General features: G+C 61.2%; 24 protein-coding genes and 3 pseudogenes. 19 read left to right on the top strand and 8 right to left on the bottom strand.

What is annotated here, in order from left to right; translation table 11 throughout:
- Both AB3X94_RS39075 and AB3X94_RS39080 read left to right on the top strand, forming a co-directional pair.
- Nucleotides 1-117, top strand: a pseudogene (locus AB3X94_RS39075) (IS5/IS1182 family transposase); the annotation flags it as partial.
- Between the two features lie 157 nt (nt 118-274).
- Nucleotides 275-568, top strand: coding sequence for a hypothetical protein (locus tag AB3X94_RS39080; RefSeq protein WP_368593863.1), 294 nt, complete (start codon nt 275-277; stop codon nt 566-568).
- Nucleotides 569-1,041: 473 nt separating this feature from the next.
- Here the strand turns inward: AB3X94_RS39080 and phaP are convergent, their stop codons facing one another.
- From phaP to AB3X94_RS39115, 7 genes and pseudogenes are all read right to left on the bottom strand, one after another.
- Nucleotides 1,042-1,575 carry a TIGR01841 family phasin gene (gene phaP, locus AB3X94_RS39085; RefSeq protein WP_368593864.1) on the bottom strand — a complete coding sequence of 178 codons (534 nt, stop codon included), beginning with the start codon at nt 1,573-1,575 and terminating at the stop codon, nt 1,042-1,044.
- A 346-nt stretch (nt 1,576-1,921) separates the two neighbouring features.
- Nucleotides 1,922-2,908, bottom strand: coding sequence for an aromatic/alkene monooxygenase hydroxylase subunit beta (locus AB3X94_RS39090; RefSeq protein WP_368593865.1), 987 nt, complete (start codon nt 2,906-2,908; stop codon nt 1,922-1,924).
- Between the two features lie 112 nt (nt 2,909-3,020).
- Nucleotides 3,021-3,551, bottom strand: a pseudogene (locus AB3X94_RS39095) (hypothetical protein).
- Between the two features lie 74 nt (nt 3,552-3,625).
- Nucleotides 3,626-3,940 carry an MmoB/DmpM family protein gene (locus AB3X94_RS39100; protein ID WP_013094443.1) on the bottom strand — a complete coding sequence of 105 codons (315 nt, stop codon included), beginning with the start codon at nt 3,938-3,940 and terminating at the stop codon, nt 3,626-3,628.
- Between the two features lie 19 nt (nt 3,941-3,959).
- Complete coding sequence (locus AB3X94_RS39105; RefSeq protein ID WP_368593866.1) at nt 3,960-4,295, bottom strand: Rieske 2Fe-2S domain-containing protein; 336 nt, start codon at nt 4,293-4,295, stop codon at nt 3,960-3,962.
- Between the two features lie 7 nt (nt 4,296-4,302).
- The gene (locus AB3X94_RS39110; protein ID WP_176112499.1) at nt 4,303-4,563 is read right to left on the bottom strand and encodes a toluene-4-monooxygenase system B family protein; all 261 of its coding nucleotides are present in this window, start codon (nt 4,561-4,563) and stop codon (nt 4,303-4,305) included.
- A gap of 23 nt (nt 4,564-4,586) precedes the next feature.
- On the bottom strand, nt 4,587-6,092 hold the full coding sequence (locus tag AB3X94_RS39115; protein WP_368614319.1) for a YHS domain-containing protein: 1,506 nt from the start codon (nt 6,090-6,092) through the stop codon (nt 4,587-4,589).
- 648 nt (nt 6,093-6,740) lie between these two features.
- Here AB3X94_RS39115 and AB3X94_RS39120 point away from each other — a divergent pair.
- The 17 genes and pseudogenes from AB3X94_RS39120 (at nt 6,741) to AB3X94_RS39200 (ending at nt 22,814) form a co-directional block, all read left to right on the top strand.
- Nucleotides 6,741-7,663: pseudogene (locus AB3X94_RS39120) on the top strand (IS5 family transposase).
- Between the two features lie 542 nt (nt 7,664-8,205).
- Nucleotides 8,206-9,291 (top strand): hydrogenase small subunit, encoded by a 1,086-nt coding sequence (locus tag AB3X94_RS39125; protein WP_176112500.1) that lies wholly within the window; start codon nt 8,206-8,208, stop codon nt 9,289-9,291.
- A gap of 59 nt (nt 9,292-9,350) precedes the next feature.
- Nucleotides 9,351-11,207, top strand: a complete 1,857-nt coding sequence (locus tag AB3X94_RS39130) for a nickel-dependent hydrogenase large subunit (RefSeq protein ID WP_368593867.1) — start codon at nt 9,351-9,353, stop codon at nt 11,205-11,207.
- Nucleotides 11,208-11,270: 63 nt separating this feature from the next.
- Complete coding sequence (gene cybH / locus AB3X94_RS39135) at nt 11,271-11,975, top strand: Ni/Fe-hydrogenase, b-type cytochrome subunit (RefSeq protein ID WP_368593868.1); 705 nt, start codon at nt 11,271-11,273, stop codon at nt 11,973-11,975.
- A 7-nt stretch (nt 11,976-11,982) separates the two neighbouring features.
- Nucleotides 11,983-12,645 (top strand): HyaD/HybD family hydrogenase maturation endopeptidase, encoded by a 663-nt coding sequence (locus AB3X94_RS39140; protein ID WP_368593869.1) that lies wholly within the window; start codon nt 11,983-11,985, stop codon nt 12,643-12,645.
- A gap of 8 nt (nt 12,646-12,653) precedes the next feature.
- Nucleotides 12,654-12,989, top strand: a complete 336-nt coding sequence (locus tag AB3X94_RS39145; RefSeq protein WP_176112501.1) for a HypC/HybG/HupF family hydrogenase formation chaperone — start codon at nt 12,654-12,656, stop codon at nt 12,987-12,989.
- On the top strand, nt 12,986-13,408 hold the full coding sequence (locus AB3X94_RS39150) for a hydrogenase (RefSeq protein WP_176112230.1): 423 nt from the start codon (nt 12,986-12,988) through the stop codon (nt 13,406-13,408). The genes AB3X94_RS39145 and AB3X94_RS39150 overlap by 4 nt, the downstream gene beginning before the upstream one ends.
- A 113-nt stretch (nt 13,409-13,521) precedes the next feature.
- Entirely contained in the window at nt 13,522-14,271 is a 750-nt protein-coding gene (locus AB3X94_RS39155; RefSeq protein WP_312883714.1) for a hydrogenase expression/formation protein, read from the top strand.
- A gap of 2 nt (nt 14,272-14,273) precedes the next feature.
- Nucleotides 14,274-14,981 carry a [NiFe]-hydrogenase assembly chaperone HybE gene (hybE, locus tag AB3X94_RS39160; RefSeq protein WP_368614317.1) on the top strand — a complete coding sequence of 236 codons (708 nt, stop codon included), beginning with the start codon at nt 14,274-14,276 and terminating at the stop codon, nt 14,979-14,981.
- A complete protein-coding gene (locus tag AB3X94_RS39165; protein ID WP_368593871.1) occupies nt 14,978-16,045 on the top strand; it encodes a nickel-dependent hydrogenase large subunit in 1,068 nt (355 codons plus the stop codon). Before hybE ends, AB3X94_RS39165 begins: the two co-directional genes overlap by 4 nt.
- 53 nt (nt 16,046-16,098) lie before the next feature.
- A complete protein-coding gene (locus AB3X94_RS39170; protein ID WP_176112234.1) occupies nt 16,099-16,446 on the top strand; it encodes a hydrogenase maturation nickel metallochaperone HypA in 348 nt (115 codons plus the stop codon).
- 31 nt (nt 16,447-16,477) lie between these two features.
- Nucleotides 16,478-17,458 carry a hydrogenase nickel incorporation protein HypB gene (gene hypB / locus AB3X94_RS39175; protein WP_368593872.1) on the top strand — a complete coding sequence of 327 codons (981 nt, stop codon included), beginning with the start codon at nt 16,478-16,480 and terminating at the stop codon, nt 17,456-17,458.
- The gene (locus AB3X94_RS39180; RefSeq protein ID WP_368593873.1) at nt 17,455-18,630 is read left to right on the top strand and encodes a carbamoyltransferase HypF; all 1,176 of its coding nucleotides are present in this window, start codon (nt 17,455-17,457) and stop codon (nt 18,628-18,630) included. Before hypB ends, AB3X94_RS39180 begins: the two co-directional genes overlap by 4 nt.
- Nucleotides 18,621-18,878: a HypC/HybG/HupF family hydrogenase formation chaperone gene (locus tag AB3X94_RS39185; protein ID WP_176112237.1), complete on the top strand. Its 258-nt coding sequence runs from the start codon at nt 18,621-18,623 to the stop codon at nt 18,876-18,878. Before AB3X94_RS39180 ends, AB3X94_RS39185 begins: the two co-directional genes overlap by 10 nt.
- Nucleotides 18,875-20,011 carry a hydrogenase formation protein HypD gene (hypD, locus tag AB3X94_RS39190; protein WP_176112238.1) on the top strand — a complete coding sequence of 379 codons (1,137 nt, stop codon included), beginning with the start codon at nt 18,875-18,877 and terminating at the stop codon, nt 20,009-20,011. The genes AB3X94_RS39185 and hypD overlap by 4 nt, the downstream gene beginning before the upstream one ends.
- Nucleotides 20,008-21,090, top strand: a complete 1,083-nt coding sequence (gene hypE / locus AB3X94_RS39195) for a hydrogenase expression/formation protein HypE (RefSeq protein WP_368593875.1) — start codon at nt 20,008-20,010, stop codon at nt 21,088-21,090. The genes hypD and hypE overlap by 4 nt, the downstream gene beginning before the upstream one ends.
- An 878-nt stretch (nt 21,091-21,968) precedes the next feature.
- Nucleotides 21,969-22,814 carry a sterol desaturase family protein gene (locus AB3X94_RS39200; RefSeq protein ID WP_368593876.1) on the top strand — a complete coding sequence of 282 codons (846 nt, stop codon included), beginning with the start codon at nt 21,969-21,971 and terminating at the stop codon, nt 22,812-22,814.
- A 562-nt stretch (nt 22,815-23,376) separates the two neighbouring features.
- Here AB3X94_RS39200 and AB3X94_RS39205 read toward each other — a convergent pair.
- Nucleotides 23,377-23,662, bottom strand: a 286-nt coding sequence (locus AB3X94_RS39205) for a transposase (RefSeq protein ID WP_368614318.1), incomplete at its 5' end; no start/stop codon positions are given.

Consider the following 23,662-nt stretch of genomic DNA (forward strand, 5'->3'; position numbering starts at 1 on the left):
TTCCGCCGACTCGCACGAGACTACGAGCGATTGCCCGAAACTCTGGCTGGCTTGCACTTCGTCGTCTTCTCCGTGCTTATGCTTGTTCACTTTGCAACCCTTAGCAAAAGTGCCTAACACCCTCTAATAATTCGTTGCTGTCGGATCGATTGCAGAAACAGTAAACCGCGCCGATCGGTGTGACGCCGCTGCGTCGAAGTTGCCGCCGTCTAGGTGTTTCCACACAACCTGGACCCATAGGCGTCTGCCGCGTCTTCACATCTAAGAATCCGCCATGACAGTACAACCCATTACATCGCTCAATCTGTGCGCTGCAACTCTCACGCTCGCCCTGCAAATGCAGGCGAGCTACCACGAAACCCTGAAACGAAATTGCGATCTGGGGTTACAGCGTATTAGGCGCGACATTGCAGCAGTGCAAGCCATTTGCGATGTTGCTGTGGCTGCGCGTGACTGCACCGAACTAGCAGCGTCATATCTGATCATGTCACGCGACTATGTAGCAACCACCAGGGATCTTTGGCAGCAAGGGCTGTGGAGTCTGGCCCCCGACACCAAAACGACCTGACTCGTCGGCGCGGACCATTCACGTCAGGGCGCTCTGTCGAGTGGCCGTGCATATAACGCATCCGGAGTGCTCACAATCATTCAGCAATTCAGTCTTCGCCCTTGAGCCGCCCTCTTTACGGTGCAAACTAGCCGTCGACGCGTCGCATGTGAAACGCACCGACCACGTCGCCACGAGTTGGCTCATGAAGAGGAGGCGCGGCGCCCACTCCGTTGCGTGTGCGCAGCCGAGAGTCCAAACTCGTGTGTAGTGATTGCGCGTTGCGGGCGTTTGCCGAACTTGACGCAGTAGATGTTCTGGCAAATGGCGCCGACATAACTCCGCACTGGATCCACACGAAGATGGCACGCGAGAATTAGGACAAGGAGGACAAGGAGGACAAGGAGGACAAGGAGGACAAGGAGGACAAGGTACTACGCACGAATCTCGACTCCTCGTCAATATAACCGAGCGTTCTTGCGGACGCAATCCCGTTAATTGCTAGTTTTATTTGTAGCTACAGGTTTGGTGCTCTTCGACGCCTCCGCGCCGACCTCAAGGTTACTTTTTGCGACTTCAACTTCTTGCCGACCAGTACTCCGTAGGCTTTCGCATAGAGAATCGGCAGCCGAAATCGCGGAATTCAAAGCGCTCGTGACTGGAACATTCTTGGCGACGTCCTCCACCATCGTCTGCACCTGACGGCGGCAGCCGCTACCTTGCACCTGCACAATTCGTGCGAACTCGGCCTGTGTTACCAACACGATGTCGACCGCCTGACGGCTATACGTCAGCACCCTTTCGGTCATCCGCTCAGCGAAGTTGTCTTGAAGCGCGAGCCAGTCCCGGTGCGCCTTCGACGATAGCGACTTTTGCACCAGTTCGAACATATCGACAAGCGTCGTGCAGGTCCATTGATTGTTCAATGCAGCCAGTTCCCCGACGCTCTCCACTGTCTTGTCGCCGAGATCAAAGAGGTAACCTAGCGTTACGTTTTGGATTGCGGCAATCTGTTCCCGGTTCAGCATGATGAAGCTCCAGTGTGCGCGATCCGGACACGAAGGCGGCGCCTCCACGATCTTGCGACAGAGATCGCATAGTGGGTCAAAAACGCGCGCCGGATGTGGTGCGCGTCAGAATGCTCCCGGTCCGGCAACCCGTTGCTCCGGCGAGATCGGCTCAGTTGCCTACAGAATATCAGGCTCTTCTCGATTGATTTTCATCTGCTTGAATGTGTCTTGACCGCCATCAAGGACTGAATCTGCGGTAGAGACTTCTCGGCGCCCACATTCGTCGGTACAGACGACGAAGCAATCGTCGATGGGGACAACTCAAGCACGTCGCTTTCGATGCTCCGCCGGCTCGTGCCGACACTCATATACCGACGGCGCGCCTGAACTCGCGCGTGGCGTCTTTCGCGCGCGCGCTGGCGTCCGGTGCGTCGGGGAGAGCAATGCACCACGCCGCGATAGCTTTGTCGGCGAGTGGCTCCCACTTGCTCACCCAAGCCGTCAGCACCGCGCGGTTCTTTTGCTCCTCGAGCGCCATGCGAACGAGTTCGGCGGCCCAACGCCGATGGCGCTGGGCGTCGATCAACTGCGCATCGGTGATGAGGCCGAGCAGCGTATCGCCGTTGTGCCGCGCAGCCACTCCGAGGCTTCGCAAAACGGTTTCTTCCACCGCCGGGCGCGCGACGAGGTTCAGCGCGGCGAAGCTCTCCGCCCAGTCCCATGCTGTGAGTGCGTGCTCGACGAGATTGCGCCAGCCCTGCCATGCAGGATCGTCCTCCCAGTAGTGTCGCTCGTCAGTGCCGAAGCCGAGGTCGCCGAACGTCTGCGACAGCTCTTTGGTGCGATACGCCGTGTGAGTGAGCCAGCGCAGCGTGTCCGCTGTCTGGTAAGCGGCGCAGTTTGAGATCGTGGAAGCGGGCGCCATCTGGGTCAGATACGCCGAGCCCATTTGCAGTGCATGGAACAGGAAGCGGGCGGGCGTGTAGTGGCGCGCGAGCGTACCCGCCCAAGTGTGTGCGAGCATGCTGTCGTGACCGCGTGCGGAGAACTGGTCTAGCAGCCCGAAGACATACGTTTCCTGCCCGTCCTGGAGCATGTTGTAGGTGCGGTAGACGAGCTCGTCAGGATCGCGGAACGCATTCCAGTCGGGCCGAGTCAGCGGGGATGCATTGCGGTTTCGCTTGAACCATTGCGCCATTTCGAAGTTCGGATCGAGCTCGAACGGCGCATCGGGATTGTCGGTCGTGTAGTGCAGATTGGTCGTGACGATCTCGTACTCGCTTGGCTTGCGCCGCCGGGCCGCCAGATGGCTCCATGTTTTCAGTGGCTTGAGGACTTCTGGTTGCGTCATGATTGTCTCCAGTTAAGAAAAGGTCTGCAGAGGTCGTTTTCGCAGCGGTGACTCCACACTCATCGCAGTCTGAACGGCCACGACATTCTTGTGTGGAGATTTCCCAGCAGAGTCACCCATCAGGTGCCGTGCCGGTGAAACACATGACCGCACCGGCCAGATCTTCAGCGTTTCGCAAAGCTCTGCGCAACATCCATAAATCGCTCAGAGCAGACCGCGTCGTCTGGACAGCATTTTTTCACCAAACCCATATATCGGGCCCTCGCATAGCCGAACTGTCGCTTGATGATGGGAAAGGGATGCTTAACCTTGGCACGGGTCTCTGCCTTGAGCCGGTCGATGTGATCGTGTATAGCGTCCAGATGATCGCTCTGGTCCAGTGCACGATGCCGCCGTCGAGACCCCGGAACTCGCGATACAGCGCCTCTTCCATTGCAGGGTCCGACAGAGCGAACCCGTGCTGCATAAACCGAATTTGCGGCATCGTCGCGATCGGGAAAAGTGGTCGTCCGTTTTTGCCTGGCGGATAAATGCGGCTCGATCAGCACAAATCAGCTCCGACCAAGGCACAACACGCCGCATCGCCTCGAGAAGATTCGGATTTCCACGTGGTTGAAAGATCCAGAGAACTGCGACAATACACTTCTACCCAATTAATTCGCGATGCTTCCAAGATAGCTGAACGGGCGTCAATGCCAGGACTTCGGCAGACCTTCCTTAAAGCGTCTTTTCGTAGTAGAAACGCACATACTCGTCGGTCGTCTCGATGCGGCCCGCGAACGAGCTGAGATTGACTTCGAGTTCGGACATCCTGAACGGCCGACCCAGCGCTTCCTCCAACGTCGCGCGGCATAGGATCAGTTCGCCGTCCGCGTCGATGCGCACATATGCGAGCTTGTCGTCCACACGGATCACCTTGCCGGGGTTGTCCTCGTGCGCGGCTTCGATGACGCCGGCCGTGATGCTGCTCGCGCGAAGCACGGGACCCACGCGGTTGTTACGGTAAGCTTCAGCGGTCTTGTCAACGATCATGCTGTGTTCCCCTGCGGACTCAGGAATGGGCAAAGAGCGCATGAACGCCTTCTACGGCAATCAGAAGATCGTCGCCTTGGAGCTTCACGGCATATTCGGCGAGACGACAGTCACCCGGATTGATTCCTTTGCCCGTATTTGCGTCGAAGGTCCACTGATGAGCCCGGCACGTCAGCACGCGGCCATCGAATTTTCCTTCAACGAGCCGAATGTCGCGGTGCGGACAAATGCCCTGAAAGCCGCGCGGCTCGCCGCCTTCGGGACGTACCAACACGATCACGTGGCCATCCACTTCCACCTCGGTCATCTCCGCTTCCCACAGGTCATCGAGAGTGCAAACTTTCCGAAATTTCATGTCGCCCTCAATCATCGCAAAAGATGAATTCCAGCGTTTCCATCGGCTTGATGTCGGTCTCGGCGAGTTTCGCGTTGCGCGGATAGAACTGCTTGCTACCTTGGCGACGCACGCGGATCACCTTGTCGGGTTGAGGCGCTACTCGCCGGCCCACCGAATGTTGAGATGCTGCGGCGGCGATCTCGTCCATGGAATTGTCGGTATCCACGGTTACGAGTTGCAATACGAAGTCGTACTGAAAATTGGAAATCACAGGGACAAGAGCCATATCGCCCTCCATTGAATCGCCGCTCATGCAGCCTTTTCTTCGTAAAGCTTGTCGCAGTACGCCTTGACCCACGCGTAATGGTGCGCGTCATCGCCAATTTCGCCCGGTGCGAGTTCCATGTACTTCAACGCACCCCTCAGGTCGGGTGGCTGGATCTGCCCAGCCAGTAAGCGATCAACGAGCGCGAGGTGATTGCGGTAGCGAACGGGATCCTGCTGGAACACCCAGCGATCAATTTCCGAGTTGAAGTGATACGTGCGGCCGTTGTAGTCGAGCGAATAGTCCTTTACATTCCAGCCATTGCCAGGGATCGCGCAGATGGGCAACTGGCTCATGTTGCAGACGATCGGCAGCGTCTCGGGAACGGTGAGCTCAGGCTTGCCGGCAAGCAGGTTATCGATTATGACATCCCACACTTTGCCGAACGTGTCGTTCCAGCCGGGATATTTTTCTTCGAGCCAGTCTCGGCACTCAGGTGTAATGCCGGCAGCAGGATTCCACCACACGGTAGGCCGCCAGAACCAGATAGCCAATTGGTACGCATGGTGCTGGTAGTCGAACTCGCTAACGATCTGTTCCCAGTACCATGGCAGGTCGAGTCCGAGGTCGATCAGGGTGCGTTCGAACTGACCTACGATCCATTCCCGCATGAATTCCTTGAACGACTGCTTGCGATGCACGAGTGGCGTGGCGTAATCCATCGAGGAGCCCGTGAGCAGGCAGAACAGACGCCACGCGCGCGCGATGGCGACATCAACGAGCTTTTGAGCATGCTCTTTACGGCCGTTGGCGATCAGGATCTGCAACGCGGGACCCCCGATTTGCGCATGGCGCGACTCATCTGTCTGAATGCTGGAAATCAGGCTTGCAAAAGTGAAGTCGCCCGCTTCGGCGGCATTGGCCGCGAGGCCGAGAAACTGCATGTTGGTAAAACCCGTCTCGAACGCGAAGGTTAGCATGACTGCGATTTCGATCGCACTGCGCGACATGAACAGGTCATCGAACGCGCTGCGCGCGGCAATCGCACCCCACGCGTTGGTGTGATACGCCTTGTGGGCCCAATCGAACTGGCGATCCTTGGGACAGTAGTCGTGAGGGAAGTAAAGCTGCAACTGACCATGACGATTCTCGTCGAGCATGCCGAAGGTGGCCATATTGCGCATGCCGGGCGCACGGCCGAAACGTACCATTCGGGCCTCGGCGCTCATCGCCGCATATTCGCCGAGCGCAATTACACCGTAGTGCGCCTTCAGAATGGAGAGCCACCCCGGATCGGCGTCCTCGAACATGCGGCTACGCTCAAGTGCCTCCTTGACTGAATATGCGCCAGCATCCTTCTCACGCTGGATGCGCACATACTCGGGATACGACGTCTTGTAGGGCTCGTCGTAGGTTTCCCAACTCGCCATGGGAATGCCTTGCGCCCCAGACATGAGATCGGGAAAGAGCTCCGACTCCGTCACATATCTTGGGGTCCAGTTGGTGGCACGTGCAATGTCATACCATGCGGCTCGTTCCAGTAACGCCATCGTGATGCCTCCTTTTGGAATGGGCGATGCGTCTTCCCGGCACGATGCGCACTCCACCGGGCCCCTTGGGAACGCAAGATCAATGCCAATCCGCGGCGTTGCTTTCTTGGCGATCGAGGCGACAAATCTGAGAGCCGCGGCGGAGCGAAAGGGGAACCAAAATTGCGGAGGTATAGCGAGTAGGACATGTACCACCGCATGCACAGCATGGCCGCATCCACTGGGTGACGACAGCGTTTGGGCACCGTGGCGGCGCTATCAAGATGCGGGGGTGAATCTTACCGCAACGCAGCGCCCTACCGCGACACTGCATTGAGATGGTAAGCCGGCAGTTGTCGAGGTCCAGGACGATGAGTGACTTCCGCCGTAAAGGCCCATTGATCGTTTAGTCCAGCACGGCCCCACTCTGCACACAAGCGCACAACGAGCATCGAGTTGATAAGCGTCGGGCGAAGTTAAGCGGTCGTTGCGACATAACCGCCGCCTTAATTCTCCGTTGTCGCGGCAACCGCAGTGTTGCATCTCCGACGTTGTCGGACATGCAACATCTCCCAGCGCACGAATGATACTTCACGCAACGCTGATCAAGTCGGCCGCAGAGCTACTGCGAGCGTTATAGATCGGGGTGGATCCGGAGGACAGAACAGGATGAAGCCGCCGACGCTGTCGACGGCCGCTGAAGGTGCTGCTTTCGAGACACACCACAAACGGACGCGACGCGATGAGTTTCTCGTGATGAATGCAGTTTCGTCGTGTGGGCTGAACTTTGCGCGGTGGTCGAGCCGTATTATCCGAGGTGCGGCAATGGCCGCCCGCCTATTGACCAGAAGCGCATGCTGCGCCTTCATTTTATCCAGCACTGCTTCAACCTAGCCGATTTCGCTTGTGACGACGCTCTTTACGTTAGTGCTAGGCTGCGTCGCTTTGCGAGAGTCTGGATTGGAAGGTAGTACCAGACTGCCACCGCACTGCTGAAATTTCGTCGTCTTCTTGAAACCCTCAAGCTGGGTGAGAAATTGATTGCCGAAGTCGGCCACGTGGCGAGCGGCATGAAACTCCAGAGCGTCACGGTCGTGGATGCGACCATCATCGGTGCGCCAAAATTTGACGAAGAATGAACAGAATTCGCGCTCCCCCAAATGCACCAGGCGCGCAAGACTAGCAATGCTACTTCGGCGCGAAGCTATACATCGACGAGGATAGCGAGAGTGGCCTGGTGCACAGCGTAGTACCGGCCAACGTGCATGAAAAGCTTCCACTGCCGCAATTGCTACACGGCCAGGAGCGGAAGGTCTACGCTAACAGCGCTTACGCCAGCCAGAAGGCTAATCCACAGCAAAGCAGCACACCCACCGCGCGTGTGAAGTCAATACGGTGCAGCGCGGCGAGAACTGCCACAAGTCGAGGATCCGCGCACGCGTGGAGCATGTCTTCGCAGTGGCCAATCGATGTGGGGTTTCACGAAGGTGCCTACCAGGGTTAGCACAGAGTACGAACCTGGCTTCATAGCTTTGGCGCGCGCCAATCTCTACCTGTCGGGCACGCGATTGATGGCACAAGTGCGTCCGTAGTGGACGAAAGGCGCCCCAAAAGCCGAGGTGTATCTGGAATATGGTCGGCGTCACGACCTGAACACCTCCACAATGCCGAGACGTCGCAAATTCGGCGACTTTTTCAGCCTAGCCTTAACGTGACAACGCCGACATATGTCGTCGAGAATTGGACAAACAAGACAGGCACTCGAAGAATTTATCGAGCTTTCTCGGCAATTTTTCCAGTTTCACGCCGTGCGAAAAGGTGGCGCATAGGTTGATTCGTGAACCTCCTCCCAGATATTTTGCTTCGTTCTCTGAAGATGCCGTACTGGCTGACCTCTGTCAGACGAACGGCCCGTCGCCACTATGAGAAGGTTTTGTCGGCGTAGCACGTAGTCCTTCCCGCTTCCGCCTCAATTATGGGAAGCGGCGCGGAACATTTTTTTCGTTAGGACCCGCGACGCAAGGTCGGCACGAATCTTGTTATTTTCAAAATGCTTCACCGACAGTGAGACGCCCGAAGACGCGGTCGTATGCCAGCTTCGCGGGGCCGAACGCCATCAAGGGACCACAAAGTGATCGAAACGTTTTATGAAGTCATGCGACGCCAAGGGATCTCGCGCCGTAGCTTCCTCAAATTCTGCTCGCTGACGACAACGTCGCTCGGCCTCGGGCCTGCGTTCATGCCGAAGATTGTCCACGCAATGGAGACCAAACTGCGCACGCCGGTGCTCTGGCTACATGGACTCGAATGCACCTGCTGCTCAGAGTCGTTCATCCGCTCGGCGCACCCGCTGGCGAAGGACGTCGTGCTTTCAATGATCTCGCTCGACTACGACGACCTCTTGATGGCTGCCGCGGGACACCAGGCCGAGGCGATCCTCGAAAACGTGATGACAAAGTACCGTGGCAACTACATCCTCGCCGTCGAAGGCAATCCGCCGCTGAATCAAGACGGTATGAGCTGCATTATCGGCGGCAAGCCATTCGTCGATCAGTTGCGCCGTGTGTCGAAGGACGCGAAGGCTGTGATCTCGTGGGGGTCGTGTGCATCGTGGGGCTGCGTGCAGACGGCAAAGCCGAACCCGACGCAGGCGGTGCCAATCCACAAGGTGATCACCGACAAGGCGATCATTAAGGTGCCCGGCTGCCCCCCGATCGCCGAAGTGATGACGGGCGTCGTCACCTACATGCTCACGTTCGACCGGATACCGGAGTTGGATCGCCAAGGCCGTCCGAAAATGTTTTACAGCCAGCGCATTCACGACAAGTGCTACCGCCGTCCGCATTTTGACGCGGGCCAGTTCGTCGAGTCGTGGGACGACGAAGCGGCACGGCGCGGCTACTGCCTCTACAAGGTCGGCTGCAAGGGCCCGACGACCTACAACGCCTGCTCGACCGTGCGTTGGAACGGCGGCACAAGCTTCCCCATTCAGGCGGGCCACGGCTGCATCGGCTGCTCTGAGGAAGGATTCTGGGACAAGGGCTCCTTCTACGATCGGCTCACCCGGATCGATCAGTTCGGAGTCGAAGCGAACGCCGACAAGATCGGCGCTACCGCGGCCGTCGTGGTGGGCGCCGCCACTGCTGCGCATGCAGCCGCTTCGGCAATTCAGCACGCCAGGTCGAAGCAGGACTCTATGGACGACCGCGACGGCCAATAGCTACACCTCGCGTCGGGGTGCAGCCGACAAGCACAGGAAGCCGCAAAAGAAAAGCAACCATGACAGCCATTTCGAACCCAGGATTTCAGCTCGGTAGGAACGGACGCCGGATCGTCGTCGATCCAGTCACACGCATCGAAGGCCATATGCGCGTCGAGGTCAATGTTGATTCGAACAACGTGATCCGCAACGCCGTTTCCAGCGGCACCATGTGGCGTGGCCTTGAAGTCATTCTCAAGGAGCGCGACCCGCGCGACGCATGGGCGTTCGTCGAGCGTATCTGCGGCGTATGCACGGGATGTCACGCGCTCGCCTCCGTGCGCGCCGTCGAGGACGCGCTCGATATCCGCATTCCGCCCAACGCGCACCTGATCCGCGAGATCATGTCGAAGACATTGCAAGTGCACGATCACGTGGTGCACTTCTATCACCTGCACGCGCTCGACTGGATCGACGTGTTGTCGGCGCTCAAGGCCGACCCCAAGTTAACGTCCGAGTTGCAACAGCGCATCTCGCCCGCGCATCCGATGTCATCACAGGGCTATTTCCGCAATGTGCAGACGCGTCTACGCAAGTTCATCGAAAGCGGCGAGCTCGGTCCGTTCATGAACGGCTACTGGGGCAACTCCGCGTACGCGCTGCCGCCGGAAGCGAATCTGATGGCCGTGACGCACTACCTCGAAGCGCTCGACATGCAAAAGGAGTGGGTCAAGATCCACGCGATCTTCGGCGGCAAGAATCCGCACCCGAACTACCTCGTAGGGGGCGTGCCTTGCGCGATCAATATCGGCAGCGACCTAGCGGCCGGCGCACCCATCAACATCGAGCGCCTAAACTTCGTCAAGTCGCTCATCGACGATGCGATCACCTTCTGCCGCAACGTCTATGTGCCCGATCTGCTTGCAATCGGCACGATCTACAAAGCACGCGGCTGGTTGCATGGCGGCGGCCTAGCCGCAACCAACGTGATGGACTACGGCGCGTATCCGCTCGTCAACTACAACCCATCCACCAACCAGATGCCGGGCGGAGCCATCATCAACGGCGACTGGAACACGCTCCTGCCGGTTGATCCGCGCGACCCCGAGCAAGTGCAGGAATTTGTCGCCCACTCCTGGTATCAATACCCTGACAACTACCGCGGGCTGCATCCTTGGGACGGCATTACCGAACCGCACTACGAGCTCGGACCCAACACGAAGGGCACGCGCACCGCAATCGAGTCGATCGACGAGAGCGCAAAGTACTCGTGGATCAAGTCGCCGCGCTGGCGGGGGCACGCGATGGAAGTCGGACCGCTCGCGCGCTACATCCTCGGCTACGCACACGCGGAGCAGAGCAATCCGCATTGCGGCCGTATGAAGGAACAGATTGAGGCCTCCCTCCTTGCCGTGAACCAGGGCATGCCAAAGCTGCTCGGCTTGCCGGAAAGCTCGCTTGGCGTGAAGCAACTGCTGCCGACCACCATCGGCCGCACGCTCGCCCGCGCGCTTGAAGCGGAGTATTGCTCCGAGATGATGGCGGACGACTGGCAAAGCCTCTTACAAAACATCCGCAACGGCGATACCTCGACCGCGAACCTGGACAAGTGGCACCCTTCGACGTGGCCAGCCGAGGCGAAGGGCGTGGGCGCGGTCGCCGCGCCGCGCGGCGCGCTCGGCCACTGGATCAGGATCAGGGACGGTCGCATTGAGAACTACCAGTGCGTCGTTCCGAGCACGTGGAACGGCAGCCCGCGCGACGCGAAAGGGCAGATCGGCGCGTTCGAAGCGAGCCTCATGGACATGCCCGTGGCGAACGTCGAGCAGCCCGTCGAGATCCTGCGGTCGCTGCACTCGTTCGACCCTTGCATGGCTTGCTCGACGCACGTGATGAACGCGGACGGTGCGGAAATGACCGCCGTGACTGTGCGATAACCCCACCAGGCCGCCACAGCGCCTGCGCTCGCCGGCGCCGCGCGGCAGGAAAGGATGATGACGATGCAATCGTATTCTCGATGCGAAAAGGCGGCTGACTTTGTTTCGTCCACCGAGGCAATTTACGTGTACGAAGCGCCGGTACGCGTCTGGCACTGGATAAACGCAGTGTCGATCGTAGTGCTGGCGTTGACCGGCTATCTTATCGGCGCCCCGCTTCTCACACAGCCCGGCGAGGCGAGCGCGAATTTTCTGATGGGCTATATCCGCTTTGTGCATTTCACCGCGGCCTACCTGTTCGCAATCGGGCTTGCGGGCCGCGCGTATTGGGCGATTGTCGGCAATCGCCATGCGCGCGAAATGTTCTGGGTGCCGGTATTCTCGCGCGAGTACTGGATAGACATGCTCACCATGCTGCGTTACTACTCGTTCCTCGGGCCCACGCCGCGCCAGTTCAGCGGGCACAATCCGTTATCGCGATTTGCGATGTTTTTCGTGTTCTTGCTGATCTCACTCTTCATGATCGTGACCGGTTTCGAACTGTATGGCGAAGGCGCGCAGGCCGGCTCTTGGCAGCAGATTGCGTTTGGCCAGGTATCCACGCTGATCGGCCAGTCGCAGACCGTGCACACGTGGCATCGCCTCGGCATGTGGGCGATCATGATGTTCGTTATCGTGCATGTCTATATGGCGATCCGCGAAGACATCATGGCCCGCCAGAACATGGTCGGCACGATGATATCGGGCTACCGTACGTTCAGGAAGTGAGGTTGCAATGCTGACTTGCCCAAAAACCGGCGTGCCTGCCATCGTCGTACTCGGCATCGGCAACTTGCTGTGGGCCGACGAGGGTTTTGGCGTGCGCTGTATCGAGGCGCTTGAGCAGCACTTCGAGTTTGCCCAGCACGTCAGCCTCATAGACGGCGGCACGCAAGGGCTGTGTCTGGTCCAGTACGTCCAGGCGGCCGACAGTCTGCTCATTTTCGACGCGGTCGATTACGGTCTCGCGCCGGGCACGCTGAAGATCGTTGAGGATGACGACGTACCGGCGTTCCTCGGCGTGCGCAAGATGAGCCTGCACCAGACCGGCTTCCAGGAGGTACTAATGCTCGCGCGCCTGACAGGCCGGTATCCACGCCGCGTGCTGCTGATCGGCTGCCAGCCGGACGAAGTGGCCGATTTCGGTGGCAGCCTGCGACCCACCATTAAAGCATCGCTCGAGCGCGCGCTCGAACTTGGCCTCGAGCGCCTTGCCGCATGGGGCGGAGAGCCCACGCCGCGTCACACCCCGTTACATGCCGACGATGCGGTCACGCTGCCGCATCTCGCGCTTTCGCGCTACGAAGGCGAGCGGCCCAGCGAGGCCAATGCGTGCCGCACCGGCGACGAGCGCGTGCTGCTGCGTATGCGCCGCAAGGAGCCGCCGTCGTGTGCATAGGCGTGCCGATGCGGGTGGTCGAGGTGCAGGGCTTGCGGGCGCTGTGCCACGGACGCGGCGGCCACCGCCGGATCGACACTTCGCTAGTTGGTCCATGCAGCGCCGGTGAATGGCTGCTGGTTTTTCTCGACACGGCGCGCGAGAAGCTCGACGGGACACGCGCGGCAGAAATCGACGCGACGCTCTCGCTCGTGGAACTGGCGCTGAAGGGAGATGCCGCCATGGCCCGAGCGAGCCCGAATTTTGAATTGCCGTCCGCGCTCGGCGTGGACGATTTGACCCAGTTGACCTCCAGCGCGCAACCGGCGTATGGCCGTCACGGGTCCTCCGAGGAATCGCCATGACAAATACGAACGGTACCGCGCTTGACGCGACGTCCGTGGTGCAGCGGCTAACTGATGGCAGACACGCCGTGTCCGTGGACGAACGAAAGGTAGGCGATTGGGTTGTGGACGGCGGCGAATGCGTAGCGTTGCTCACGGCCGACGGGACGCGCTTTCCCGACTTCCTCGACGTGGCCGTGGTGCTGCCCGAGCTCGCGCGCCGCGTGTGGCGGTGGCCGTGGTCCACGTTGCTGTGGCTGCACGCCGGCGCTTATGTCACGAGGCTCTCCAGTATGACGGACTGGAATGACTACGTGGCAAACCTCGCACATGCGCTCGGGCAGCCGACTACGCGGACGCCATGGGTCGGCATTCCCGGCCGCACCGTCGGCGCTTCGCCCGGCTGTCACGAATTGTCGATCAATCTTTGGGGTCGTTGATCGTGTCCATGAGTCCATTTCCCATTCCCGTCGCGCCTTTCCGCCCGGGAAACCAAGCCGAGAGCGATGCGGTGCTCGACTATCTGCCGATGCCGCAAGGCATGCGCATCTATGTGGCGCCGACGCTGCCTGAGCGCTGCGATGCGCGGGCACTCGACGGCGCGCGCGGCGTGCTTCGCAACGTATTAGGCGTACTGGCGGCATACAAACCTGGTACGCCGTCCGAAGCCATCGATCTGACGCCGTACGATCGAGCAACGCTGCGCGTTCTCAACGACGTGCTGGGCGAGGGCGAGGTCAGCGCGCGCGTCGACGGCGCGCAGCGGAGCGGCGGGCTGATCCAGGAGACTGTGTTTGCCGGCCTGTGGCGCGTAGTCGAGCGGAATGGCGCGCGCCCGGTCGACCGGCTCGAGATCGGCGCGGCCCCCGCGATGCTTGCCCAGCCCAAGGACCCGGCGCAGCCGATGATGCCGTTGCCGGACATGCTGCCGCTCGACGTGATGAACGCGCCGTCGATCCTGAGCGAAGTACGCGATTCCGCCGCGCGCTGGCGCGCCGGGCATGCGCCCCACATCGTCAACCTAACGCTCCTGCCATTGTCGCCGGGGGATCAGCAACTGATCGACGCCGTGCTGGGCGAAGGCGCGGTGCAGATCTTGTCGCGCGGCTACGGAAATTGCCGGGTGGGCAGCACGGCGATCGCGAACTGCTGGCGTGTTGCATATTTCAACTCGCAGGACATGCTGATCCTGAACACGATCGAGATCACCGATCTGCCAGAGGTCGTGCGCGCCGCGCCGGAAGACCTCGCGGATTCGCGCGAGCGCTTGACCCAGTTGATCGACTGGATGGGTGAGGCGTGACGATGGACGAGCGAACGAAGCAATTCGAGGGCTGCCATCTCGGCGCCAGCAGCCCAATCGCGACGCACACGTGCCTCGAATGCAAGTTCTGCTGGTGGATCCACCATCCCGAACAAGGCGATCCGGTCTTGCAGATTCCTCCGCACGCGAGGTTCGCGACGCTTCAGGCGCACTGGCGCTGCCGCGTTTATGGCCGCGCGCCGGATCAGGTCATTTTTCTTGTGGGACGCGGATTGACCGTGCGTGCAATCCAGCGAAAGGTCATACACGGCGATCCAAGGGTGGCTAGGCTTGTAGCGCACTTCGAAACGGCCGCAACCAGTGCGATGCCTGACATGCCGGTCGTGAAACTCGCCTTGCGTATCGAGGGGACCGGCTTTGACCCGGTGCCCGGCGAGACCGGGGCCCGATGCGGTTGGTTCGGGATGCCGATCACGCCATGGTCCATGAGGCCCCTCTCGTTACCCGGCGCGGTGCGGGACTCGGTGGAATGTCCGCGGCCGGCCGGTAAAGCGCACTTGCGCGTTGGCGACGTCGATTTCAAATGGCTCGGCGCGCACGCGCAAGACGTCGGAACCTATGCGTGCTGCTCGCTCTTTTTGCCGATGCTCGAATTCCCCAGACAGAAGAGCGCCACATCGGGCGGTGTCCCGCGCGTGTCGCGTCATGCGCTCCTGCGGCGGCCGGCCGCGTTCGCGAGCGCTCCATGACCGCGGCGATGCTGGCAGCATTGGCCGCACAGTACCGGGTGCGCCCCGGCCGGCACGACAGCATTGCGGGCGGGCGCCCACCACTGGCCGCCGCGCTGCTGCGCGGGCAACCGGTAGCAACCGCTGCGGCGCGGCTGTCGGCGCTGTTCTCGTTGTGCGGACTCGCACATAGGCTCTGCGCAGAACTTGCCCTCGGCGCAGCGGGCGCTTCAGTGGAGCACAAACGCGACGATGTGACCAACGCCGCTCATGCCGCAATGCTCATGCGTGAGACGCTTGCCGTGCATCTTCGCTGCATGTGGACCGACTGGCCGGTGCGGCTGGCCGCCGCCGCGCCGCATACGCTGCCCGACGTCGAGTCGGTTGACTCCTCCGACTGGCTGGAGCGGCACGTTCTGGGCATGCCTGCGCAAAAGTGGCTCGCGCACTGGACGGACGATCCGCGTGGCTGCTTAGCGGCGTGGTGCGCACGAGCCGCGACGTTCCCGGCCCGGTTGCTGGCAGCCTGCCGCGCGCACGCCGATACGATGCGCGCTACGCCGCGGCCGCTCATCATCGACGAAACGCGGTTAAGCGAACTGGCCGCGGCGATTGCCGAGAGTCCGGTGTTCGCGCACGCGCCCGTACAACGCGGCCTGCCCGCGGAGACCGGCGTGTGGACACGTAGCGACGATCCGCGCGCGTTGGAATACGACACGCCTTGGCTGCGGATTGGCGCGCGCGTCGCGGAGGTGGCGCGGCTGGCAGCGGGCGACGACGGGCCAAGTGCGCTTCGCTTTGGCGCGCGAACGTGCGCGCCCGGCGAGGCGCTCGGCTGGTGCGAGATGTCGCGCGGCGTGCTGCTCCATTGGGTGCGCCTCGCGCCAGGCGATGCGGCGCGCATCGAGGACTATCGCGTGGTCGCGCCGACTGAGTGGAATTTCCACGGCCAAGGCACGCTCGCGCAAGCCTTGTCGCGACTGGATCCGGCGTGCGGCGATGGAACGTTCGCCGCGCGCGTAGGCGCGTGGATGGGCGCGTTCGATCCCTGTGTCGCCTATGTGGTCGACACGGACGGCGCGTGAGCACAAGGATCGAGACAAGGCCCCGAATACTTGAGCTGAATGGAAGCCAAGGTATGCATGAAGTAAGTCTGGCCGGCGGCGTGCTTGCGTTGGTCGAAGCGGCAGCCGAGCGTGAGAACTTTGTCCGCGTGAAGGTGCTGAGGCTTGAAGTCGGACGCCTCGCTGGCGTCGATGTCGAGACGCTGCGCTTCGCCCTCGAAGCGATCGCGCCCGGCACCTGCCTTTGCGGCGCACGCGTCGAGATCGACGAACCTTCGGGAAGCGCGTGGTGCATGAACTGCAACGCGACCGTGGCGCTGGCCACGCGGGGCGCCCCCTGCGCGCACTGCGGCGGTTACTGGCTCCAGCCGAACGGCGGCACAGAGTTGCGCATCGTCGATCTGATCGTCGACGATGCCTGACAATCATCGGATTAGCGCAAGGAGAAGCAACATGTGCATAGGATGCGGGTGCACCACCACAGGCGATCGGCAAAACACCGCTCAGGGGCACGAGTGCGCGCACGCGCAGGGCCAGTCCGACACTCATTCCCACTCCCACCGGACGCCAGCGGGCAAAGACCTGCACTACGGCCTCGGGCCCGCGGGCCTCACGGTGCCCGGCCTAGACCAGGGCCGCACCATCAAGCTCGAGCACGACGTGCTAGGCGAAAACAATCGCCATGCCGCCGTCAACCGGCGGCACTTCGCGCAGCATGGCGTGCGTGCGCTCAATCTAGTGTCGAGTCCGGGCTCGGGGAAAACGACCCTGCTGTGTGCGTCGATCGCCGCGCTGCGCGAGCGCATACCCAGCTTGCCCATCGGTGTGATTGAGGGCGACCAGCAGACGGCAAACGACGCCGAGCGCATCCGCGCGGCCGGTGCGCCCGCGATCCAGGTGAACACGGGAAAGGGCTGCCATCTCGACGCCGCGATGATCGCCGCGGCCTTCGGACGGCTTCCGTTGCACGATCATCGCCTTTACCATGACCAAAAGCACGAGCGTGAATACGTACCGCTCACGCACGACGCCCCGTGCAGCGTGCTCTTCATCGAGAACGTAGGCAATCTCGTCTGCCCCGCGCTGTGGGACCTCGGCGAGGAGGCGAAGGTCGTGATCGTCTCGGTAACGGAGGGCGAGGATAAGCCGCTCAAGTATCCCGACATGTTCGCCGCCGCGCGCCTCATGATCGTCAACAAGATCGACTTGCTGCCTTATGTACAGTTCGACGTCGAGCAGTGCATCGCGTATGCGCGCCGCGTGAATCCGTTCCTCGAAGTGATCTGGCTCTCGGCCACGACGGGCGAAGGCCTCGATGCGTGGCTCGACTGGATCACGAGTGCGCGCGACTCGATTGCCGAGCGCATTGGCGTGCTGGAGAGCAACCTTGCGGCGCAGCGTGCGCGAAAGCATCGCGCCGGAGGCGAGGCATGACGGCGCGTGTGCAGAACCTACCCCATACCCTCGGCGAACAGACGGTGCTCGCCACCGGCGCATGGCTGAAGAACGCTGCGTGCCTGTGCATCGGCGGCGACGTTCACTGGTCGATGCTACACGGCGATCTCGACGATCCGGAGCACTGTGTGGCGCTCGACACATCGGTGGCGGCGCTTGTTGAGAGCGCCGAGCGCGCGGGGCAGCCCGTGCGCATGATCGCGCACGATCTGCATCCCGACTTCTACAGCACGCGCGTCGCGCTCGAATTGGGTGAGCGGCTTGGCGTGCCGACCGTCGGCGTCCAGCATCATCACGCGCATATTGGCGCGGTTGCGGCCGAGCATGGGCTGCGCGAGCCCGTGATCGGCCTCGCGCTCGACGGCGTGGGCTTCGGCACGGACGGCGCCGCATGGGGCGGTGAGCTGCTGGAGGTGGCGCCCGCCTGCTGGCGGCGCCTCGGCAGTCTCACGCCACTCGCGCTACCCGGCGGCGACGTCGCGGCGCGCGAGCCTTGGCGAATGGCCGCCGCCGCCCTGCACGCGCTCGGGCGCAGCGGCGAAATCGGGCCGCGACTCTCGGCCGCCGTGGGGGCGACCGCGGCGCGCACGGTCGGCGTCATGCTCGCGCGCGGCCTCAATTGCCCGCCTAGCACCGGTGCGGGTCGCTGGTTCGATGCGGCGGCGGGACTGCTCGGCGTGTGCCTGCGCCAGCGCGCCGAATCCGAGGCGGCCATCGCGCTCGAAAGGCTCGCGAGCGGCTACCTCGTCGCGCACGAGGCCCCCGATGTGGCGGGCCTGTGGCGCATCGCGGACAACGGCGAGCTCGACCTTCGTCCGCTCCTCGTCAAGTTGCTCATGCTCGCGGACTCCGGCGAAGCCGCGTGCGGCGCGGCCGTCTTTCATGTTGCGCTAGCCAAGGCGCTCGCCCAATGGGCCGCGCTTGCCGCGGAGGGGCGCGCCGTTCTGTTTGGCGGCGGCTGCTTTGCTAACCGGCTGCTCACTGCGCATATACGGGAGTCGCTCGCCGCGCACGGCGTGCGCACCCTCATGCCCGACACGGTGCCCTGCGGCGACGCCGGGCTAGCGCTTGGCCAGGCTTGGGTTGCCGCATATGGTCCGCAGATGTTGTCCATGCCTACGACCGCAAGAGGAGTCAGTCCATGTGTCTAGCCATGCCGGCACAGCTCATCGACCGGTCCGACGCCGAAACGGGCGTCGTCGAGCTCGGGGGCGTTCGAAAGACGGTCTCACTCGCGCTCGTACCCGACGTGCGCCTAGGGGACTTCGTGATCGTGCATGTCGGCTTCGCGCTTGGCATGATCGATCCCGAAGAGGCCGAGCGCACGCTCGCGCTGTTCAGCGAGGTCGCTCGGTCGCTTGGCGACACACCCATCGTCCAGTCGGGAACGGCGCAATGAAGTACGTCGACGAATTCCGCGACGACGAACTCGCCGCGCGCATTGCTGGGCGCATTCAGGCGGAGACGCTGACCGAACGCCGCTATCACTTCATGGAGTTCTGCGGCGGTCACACGCACGCCATTTCCCGCTTCGGCGTGGCCGATCTTCTACCCGGTAACGTGTTGATGATCCACGGTCCCGGCTGCCCAGTTTGCGTTTTGCCGATCGGGCGCATCGATCTCGCGATTCGCCTCGCGCTCGAACACGACGTGATCCTCTGCACGTATGGCGACACGATACGCGTGCCTGCCTCGTGCGGTCTATCGCTCCAGCGGGCCAAGGCGCGCGGGGCGGACATCCGCCTTGTGTATTCTCCGCACGACGCGCTGCGCATCGCGCGCGAGCATCCGGAACGCGAGGTCGTCTTTTTTGCAATCGGCTTCGAGACCACTGCGCCGCCTACCGCGCTCGTCGTGAGTGAAGCCGCAGACTGCGGCGCGGAGAACTTTAGCGTGCTGTGCTGCCATGTACTCACGCCCGCGGCGATGACACATCTGCTCGCCGAGCCGTCCGCCGACGCGAACCCGGTGCTGCTCGACGGCTTTGTCGGTCCCGCGCACGTGAGTGTTGTGATCGGCTCGGCGTCTTACGAGGCGTTCGCGCAGAGGTATCGCAAGCCGGTCGTGATTGCCGGGTTCGAGCCGCTCGACGTGCTGCAGGCGATCCTCATGCTGGTGCGTCAAGTCAACGATGGTCGCGCGGAGGTCGAGAACGAGTTCACGCGCGCTGTCACACGCGCGGGCAACGCCGCCGCGCAGGCGCTCATACAGGAGGTGTTCGAAACGCGGGAGTCGTTCGAGTGGCGCGGCCTAGGCGAGGTCCCATTGAGCGGGCTGCGCATTCGCCCGAAGTACGCGCGCTACGACGCCGAGGTCCGCTATGAACTCGTCTACCGGCCGGTCGCCGATCACCTCAAATGCGAGTGCGGGGCGATCCTGCGAGGTCTAAAACACCCGCGCGACTGCACAATGTTCGGCACGGTCTGCACGCCCGAGAATCCCATGGGCTCGTGCATGGTGTCCAGCGAAGGCTCTTGCGCCGCGCACTATTCCTATGGTCGCTCGAAGGACATTCGAGTCGTCGAAGCATGAGCCCAGTCCACACATCCCCGGTGAAGCCCGCCTACGTGCGGCCCCTAGACTTTCGCGACGGCCGCATCGACATGGGCCACGGAGCGGGTGGCCGCGCATCGGCACAATTGACCCGCGAGCTGTTCGTCGCGAGCTTCGATAACGAATGGCTGCGCCAAGGCAACGACCAGGCCACCTTCGCGCATCTCGCGCCCGGGCCCGGGCCCGGCGAGCGCATCGTGATGACCACCGACGCGCACGTCGTCTCGCCGCTTTTCTTTCCCGGCGGCGACATCGGCAGCCTCGCCGTGCACGGCACCGTCAACGACATCGCGATGGCGGGCGCACGGCCTTCGTATCTCAGCGCGAGCTTCATCCTGGAGGAGGGCCTCCCGATGGCGGATCTGCTCCGCATCGTCGAGTCAATGGCTGCTGCGTCGCGCGCTTGCAGCGCTCCGATCGTGACGGGCGACACTAAGGTCGTCGAGCGCGGCAAGGGCGATGCCGTGTTCATCACCACGACCGGGATCGGCGTCGTGCCCTCGGGCATTCACATTGATGGCGCGCAGGCGCGGCCCGGCGACGTTGTGCTGCTCTCGGGCACTATCGGCGAGCACGGCGTGGCGATCATGTCGCAACGCGAGGGCCTGGGCTTCGACACGGAGATCCGCTCGGACAGCGCCGCACTACACACGCTCGTGGCGGACATGGTTGCCGTCGCGCCCGGTGTGCGCGTTCTGCGCGACCCGACTCGCGGCGGACTGGCCACGACCCTCAACGAGATCGCCAGCCAGTCGGGTGTCGGGATGCACATTCAGGAGCGCGCAATTCCCGTGCTGCCGCAAGTCGCTGCGGCGTGTGAGCTGCTCGGCCTCGATCCGCTTTATGTCGCCAACGAAGGCAAGCTAGTTGCAATCTGCGCAAGCGCCGACGCGCCGCAACTGCTCGCCGCGATGCGCGCACATCCGTTGGGCGCGGCGGCGGTTTGCATTGGTGAGGTGGTCGACGACGCCCACAGCTTCGTGCAGATCGAAACGAAATTCGGCGGACGGCGCATCGTCGACTGGCTTTCGGGCGAGCAACTGCCGCGGATCTGCTGATCCGTTTGCGGCGATAGGTATCGGGAGACTGAGAATGCTTTTTGATCGTCAGGTCGCTAGTCGCGTTGCCTTCGCGGGAGCTTTGAATGATCCATCCCCTTACCGCATCGATCAAGCAATGAGGTCTCCAGTCCCGCCCTCGCTGCAGCAGCCGTCGACCGCGCTCGTGGTCGAGCCTACGCTACATTCACCCTCTATTACGAGGAATGCTTTCCAATTCATTGTTGCCTGAGCGCTTTATCAGCAGCGGACTGTACCCGCCTCTCCTGGCCGGACAATCTCGCCTAACGTCAATGCCCCGCCCAACGGAAAGCTTCTTCATCGGCTCGACGAACGAACATTCACGCCGCCCGAGGGGACCCATCAGGACGCGAAGGCGGACTGTTCGAATACTTGGATGACCGCAGTCATCGCCATTCCTCAATTTGTTTTGTCTCCCGAAAGAAGTTTTCTCGGGATGGTTTCAAAGCTCAGCAGGCCACGGATGCGGTTGCATAACTCAGATCGGCGAGAACGAAAATTCGCACACGCGCGGCGTGACAAGTTGGCCGCTGGCAAAATCGCGCGAATGAATCTTATTGCACCTATGACGACAATATTTTCAGAAAATCCTTACCATCCAGCCCGTGTTGTCAACGAGTAGACTGTACCAACCGAACGCTGCGAGTCGTCACGGTTAATTTAGCTTGGGAGAGACACCTATCTGGGTTGTCGGATAGAGATGCACTATCTTCCCGAATGATTGACCTGATTTATCGTACCGTGCTGCCAATAGATAGCCTTTCGCCCTGTAACCGCCTAACGAAGCCGACAGAGGGTTTATATCTTGCGTGCCGAGAAAAGGGCAGCGTATTTGGCCTGTTCGACGGAGCAAATCAATGCATGTTCTCGATGTCAATCAAATGACCGACTTTCTTTTGAATTCGTTTAAGTTGGTTTCGATCTTCGCGACCGTGTGCAGCGCGCTCGAGCTATTCTTTCCGGCTTATCGATACAGCTTCGCATCGTACCTTCGCGGCGCAAGGAACTGGACGATTCGGATTGGATGCGGCGCGCTAATCTGGCACTTGTACGCTGTGGGCTTGCAATGGTTAGGCGTCAAGCCGCTCCTGACGGTCAATCTTTCAACAGTGTTTCACTCTGACAACGCAGTTATCAAGACGGCTTTCGCCATCCTTTCAGGCGTTTTGGTCGCAATTGCCGGTGACTTCTTTTACTACTGGATGCACCGAGCACAGCACACCGTGCCATTCCTGTGGCGCTTGCACGCTACACATCACTCGATCCGCGAACTGACAGCGTGGAATTGCAATCATCACATTTCCGAGCCGGTTATCTATGCCTTGTTTGTAGCATTACCGCTCGCGCTGATCCACTTCGAGTCTGGCGTGGTGCCGGCTGCTGCCATGACACTCATTACCTTTCAGGCGCACCTCTCACACTCCAGCACGCGCATCAACCTTGGGCCTCTGCGATATATCATCGGAGACGGTCAGTTTCACCGAATTCATCACTCAACTCAGCCCCATCACCGGCACCGGAACTATGGGTTCTTTACGACCATCTGGGACACGATCTTCAGCACGGCATACTGGCCGAAACGGGACGAATGGCCCGAAGTGGGCCTTCGCAATCAACCCGAGCCCCTCACCGTGCGCGACTACTTTATGTTTCCGTTTGATCGACGTCGCTGGTCTGCGGCTAAGATCGCAAACGATGTATAAGAACGTCGACATTAGAGATCGAGCGCAGTGGGAAGGTCATGCTGGAACTCGGTTTGACGAGGTCACGAACCAGAAAAACACCAAATCATCTCGAAGAACAACCCAAATATCGGTGAAGCCGCTGAATCCGCTCGTGTCTACCTCACTTTACGTAGTCCCTATAAATATGTGCGGTAAAGACACGCTTCGGTTTCGATCAGTAGAAGAACCTCCGAACCTCATTGTCTGCGTGTACATCGTCTTCCGGACAAGCAGTTTCTGATGGATGATATCGGCATAGCCGGGAGCCTCATAGAGACGATGAATAGCGACTGTGCAGCGTTCATGTGCAAGGCAGATGCAGCGACCATTGTTTGAAATCTGACCGTCGCACTTGAGTGTTGCTTCGATAAATACCCACGTAACGCACTAAGGAAGGTCTGCACAACTCGTTTTCAGAGAGTTGGCCGTTTGCCACTTGCGTCGTATCAGCCATGAGAGTCTGCTGGCAGGTTGGTCGTCTGGCTTTTGAAGCGTGACGACCACTGTTTGCCGAGATTCGCGGCCTGAATCTGCGAGCGTTTCAAGCCTTCCACAAAGCCTTGCGTGCCATCCACAGGTTGCCCAGAGCAAATAGTGTCGTGATCTGGGCGGTGTTCTTCATCAACCCCCGGTACCGGGTCTTTGTATAGCCAAACTGCTGTTTGAGCACGCGGAACGGATGTTCAACCTTGGCGCGGACGCCGGCCTTCAGGCGTTCAATCTGATCGAATATCGCGTCCAGCCGATCGGTTAGGTCCAGTTGTCTGCGCCTGCCTGGTCGCATCGCGACATGCCAGCGAACCGCGCTTACCTGGCAGCGCTTTTCG

The organism is Paraburkholderia sp. BR10923 (assembly GCF_040948765.1).
Taxonomy (GTDB): Bacteria; Pseudomonadota; Gammaproteobacteria; order Burkholderiales; family Burkholderiaceae; genus Paraburkholderia; species Paraburkholderia youngii.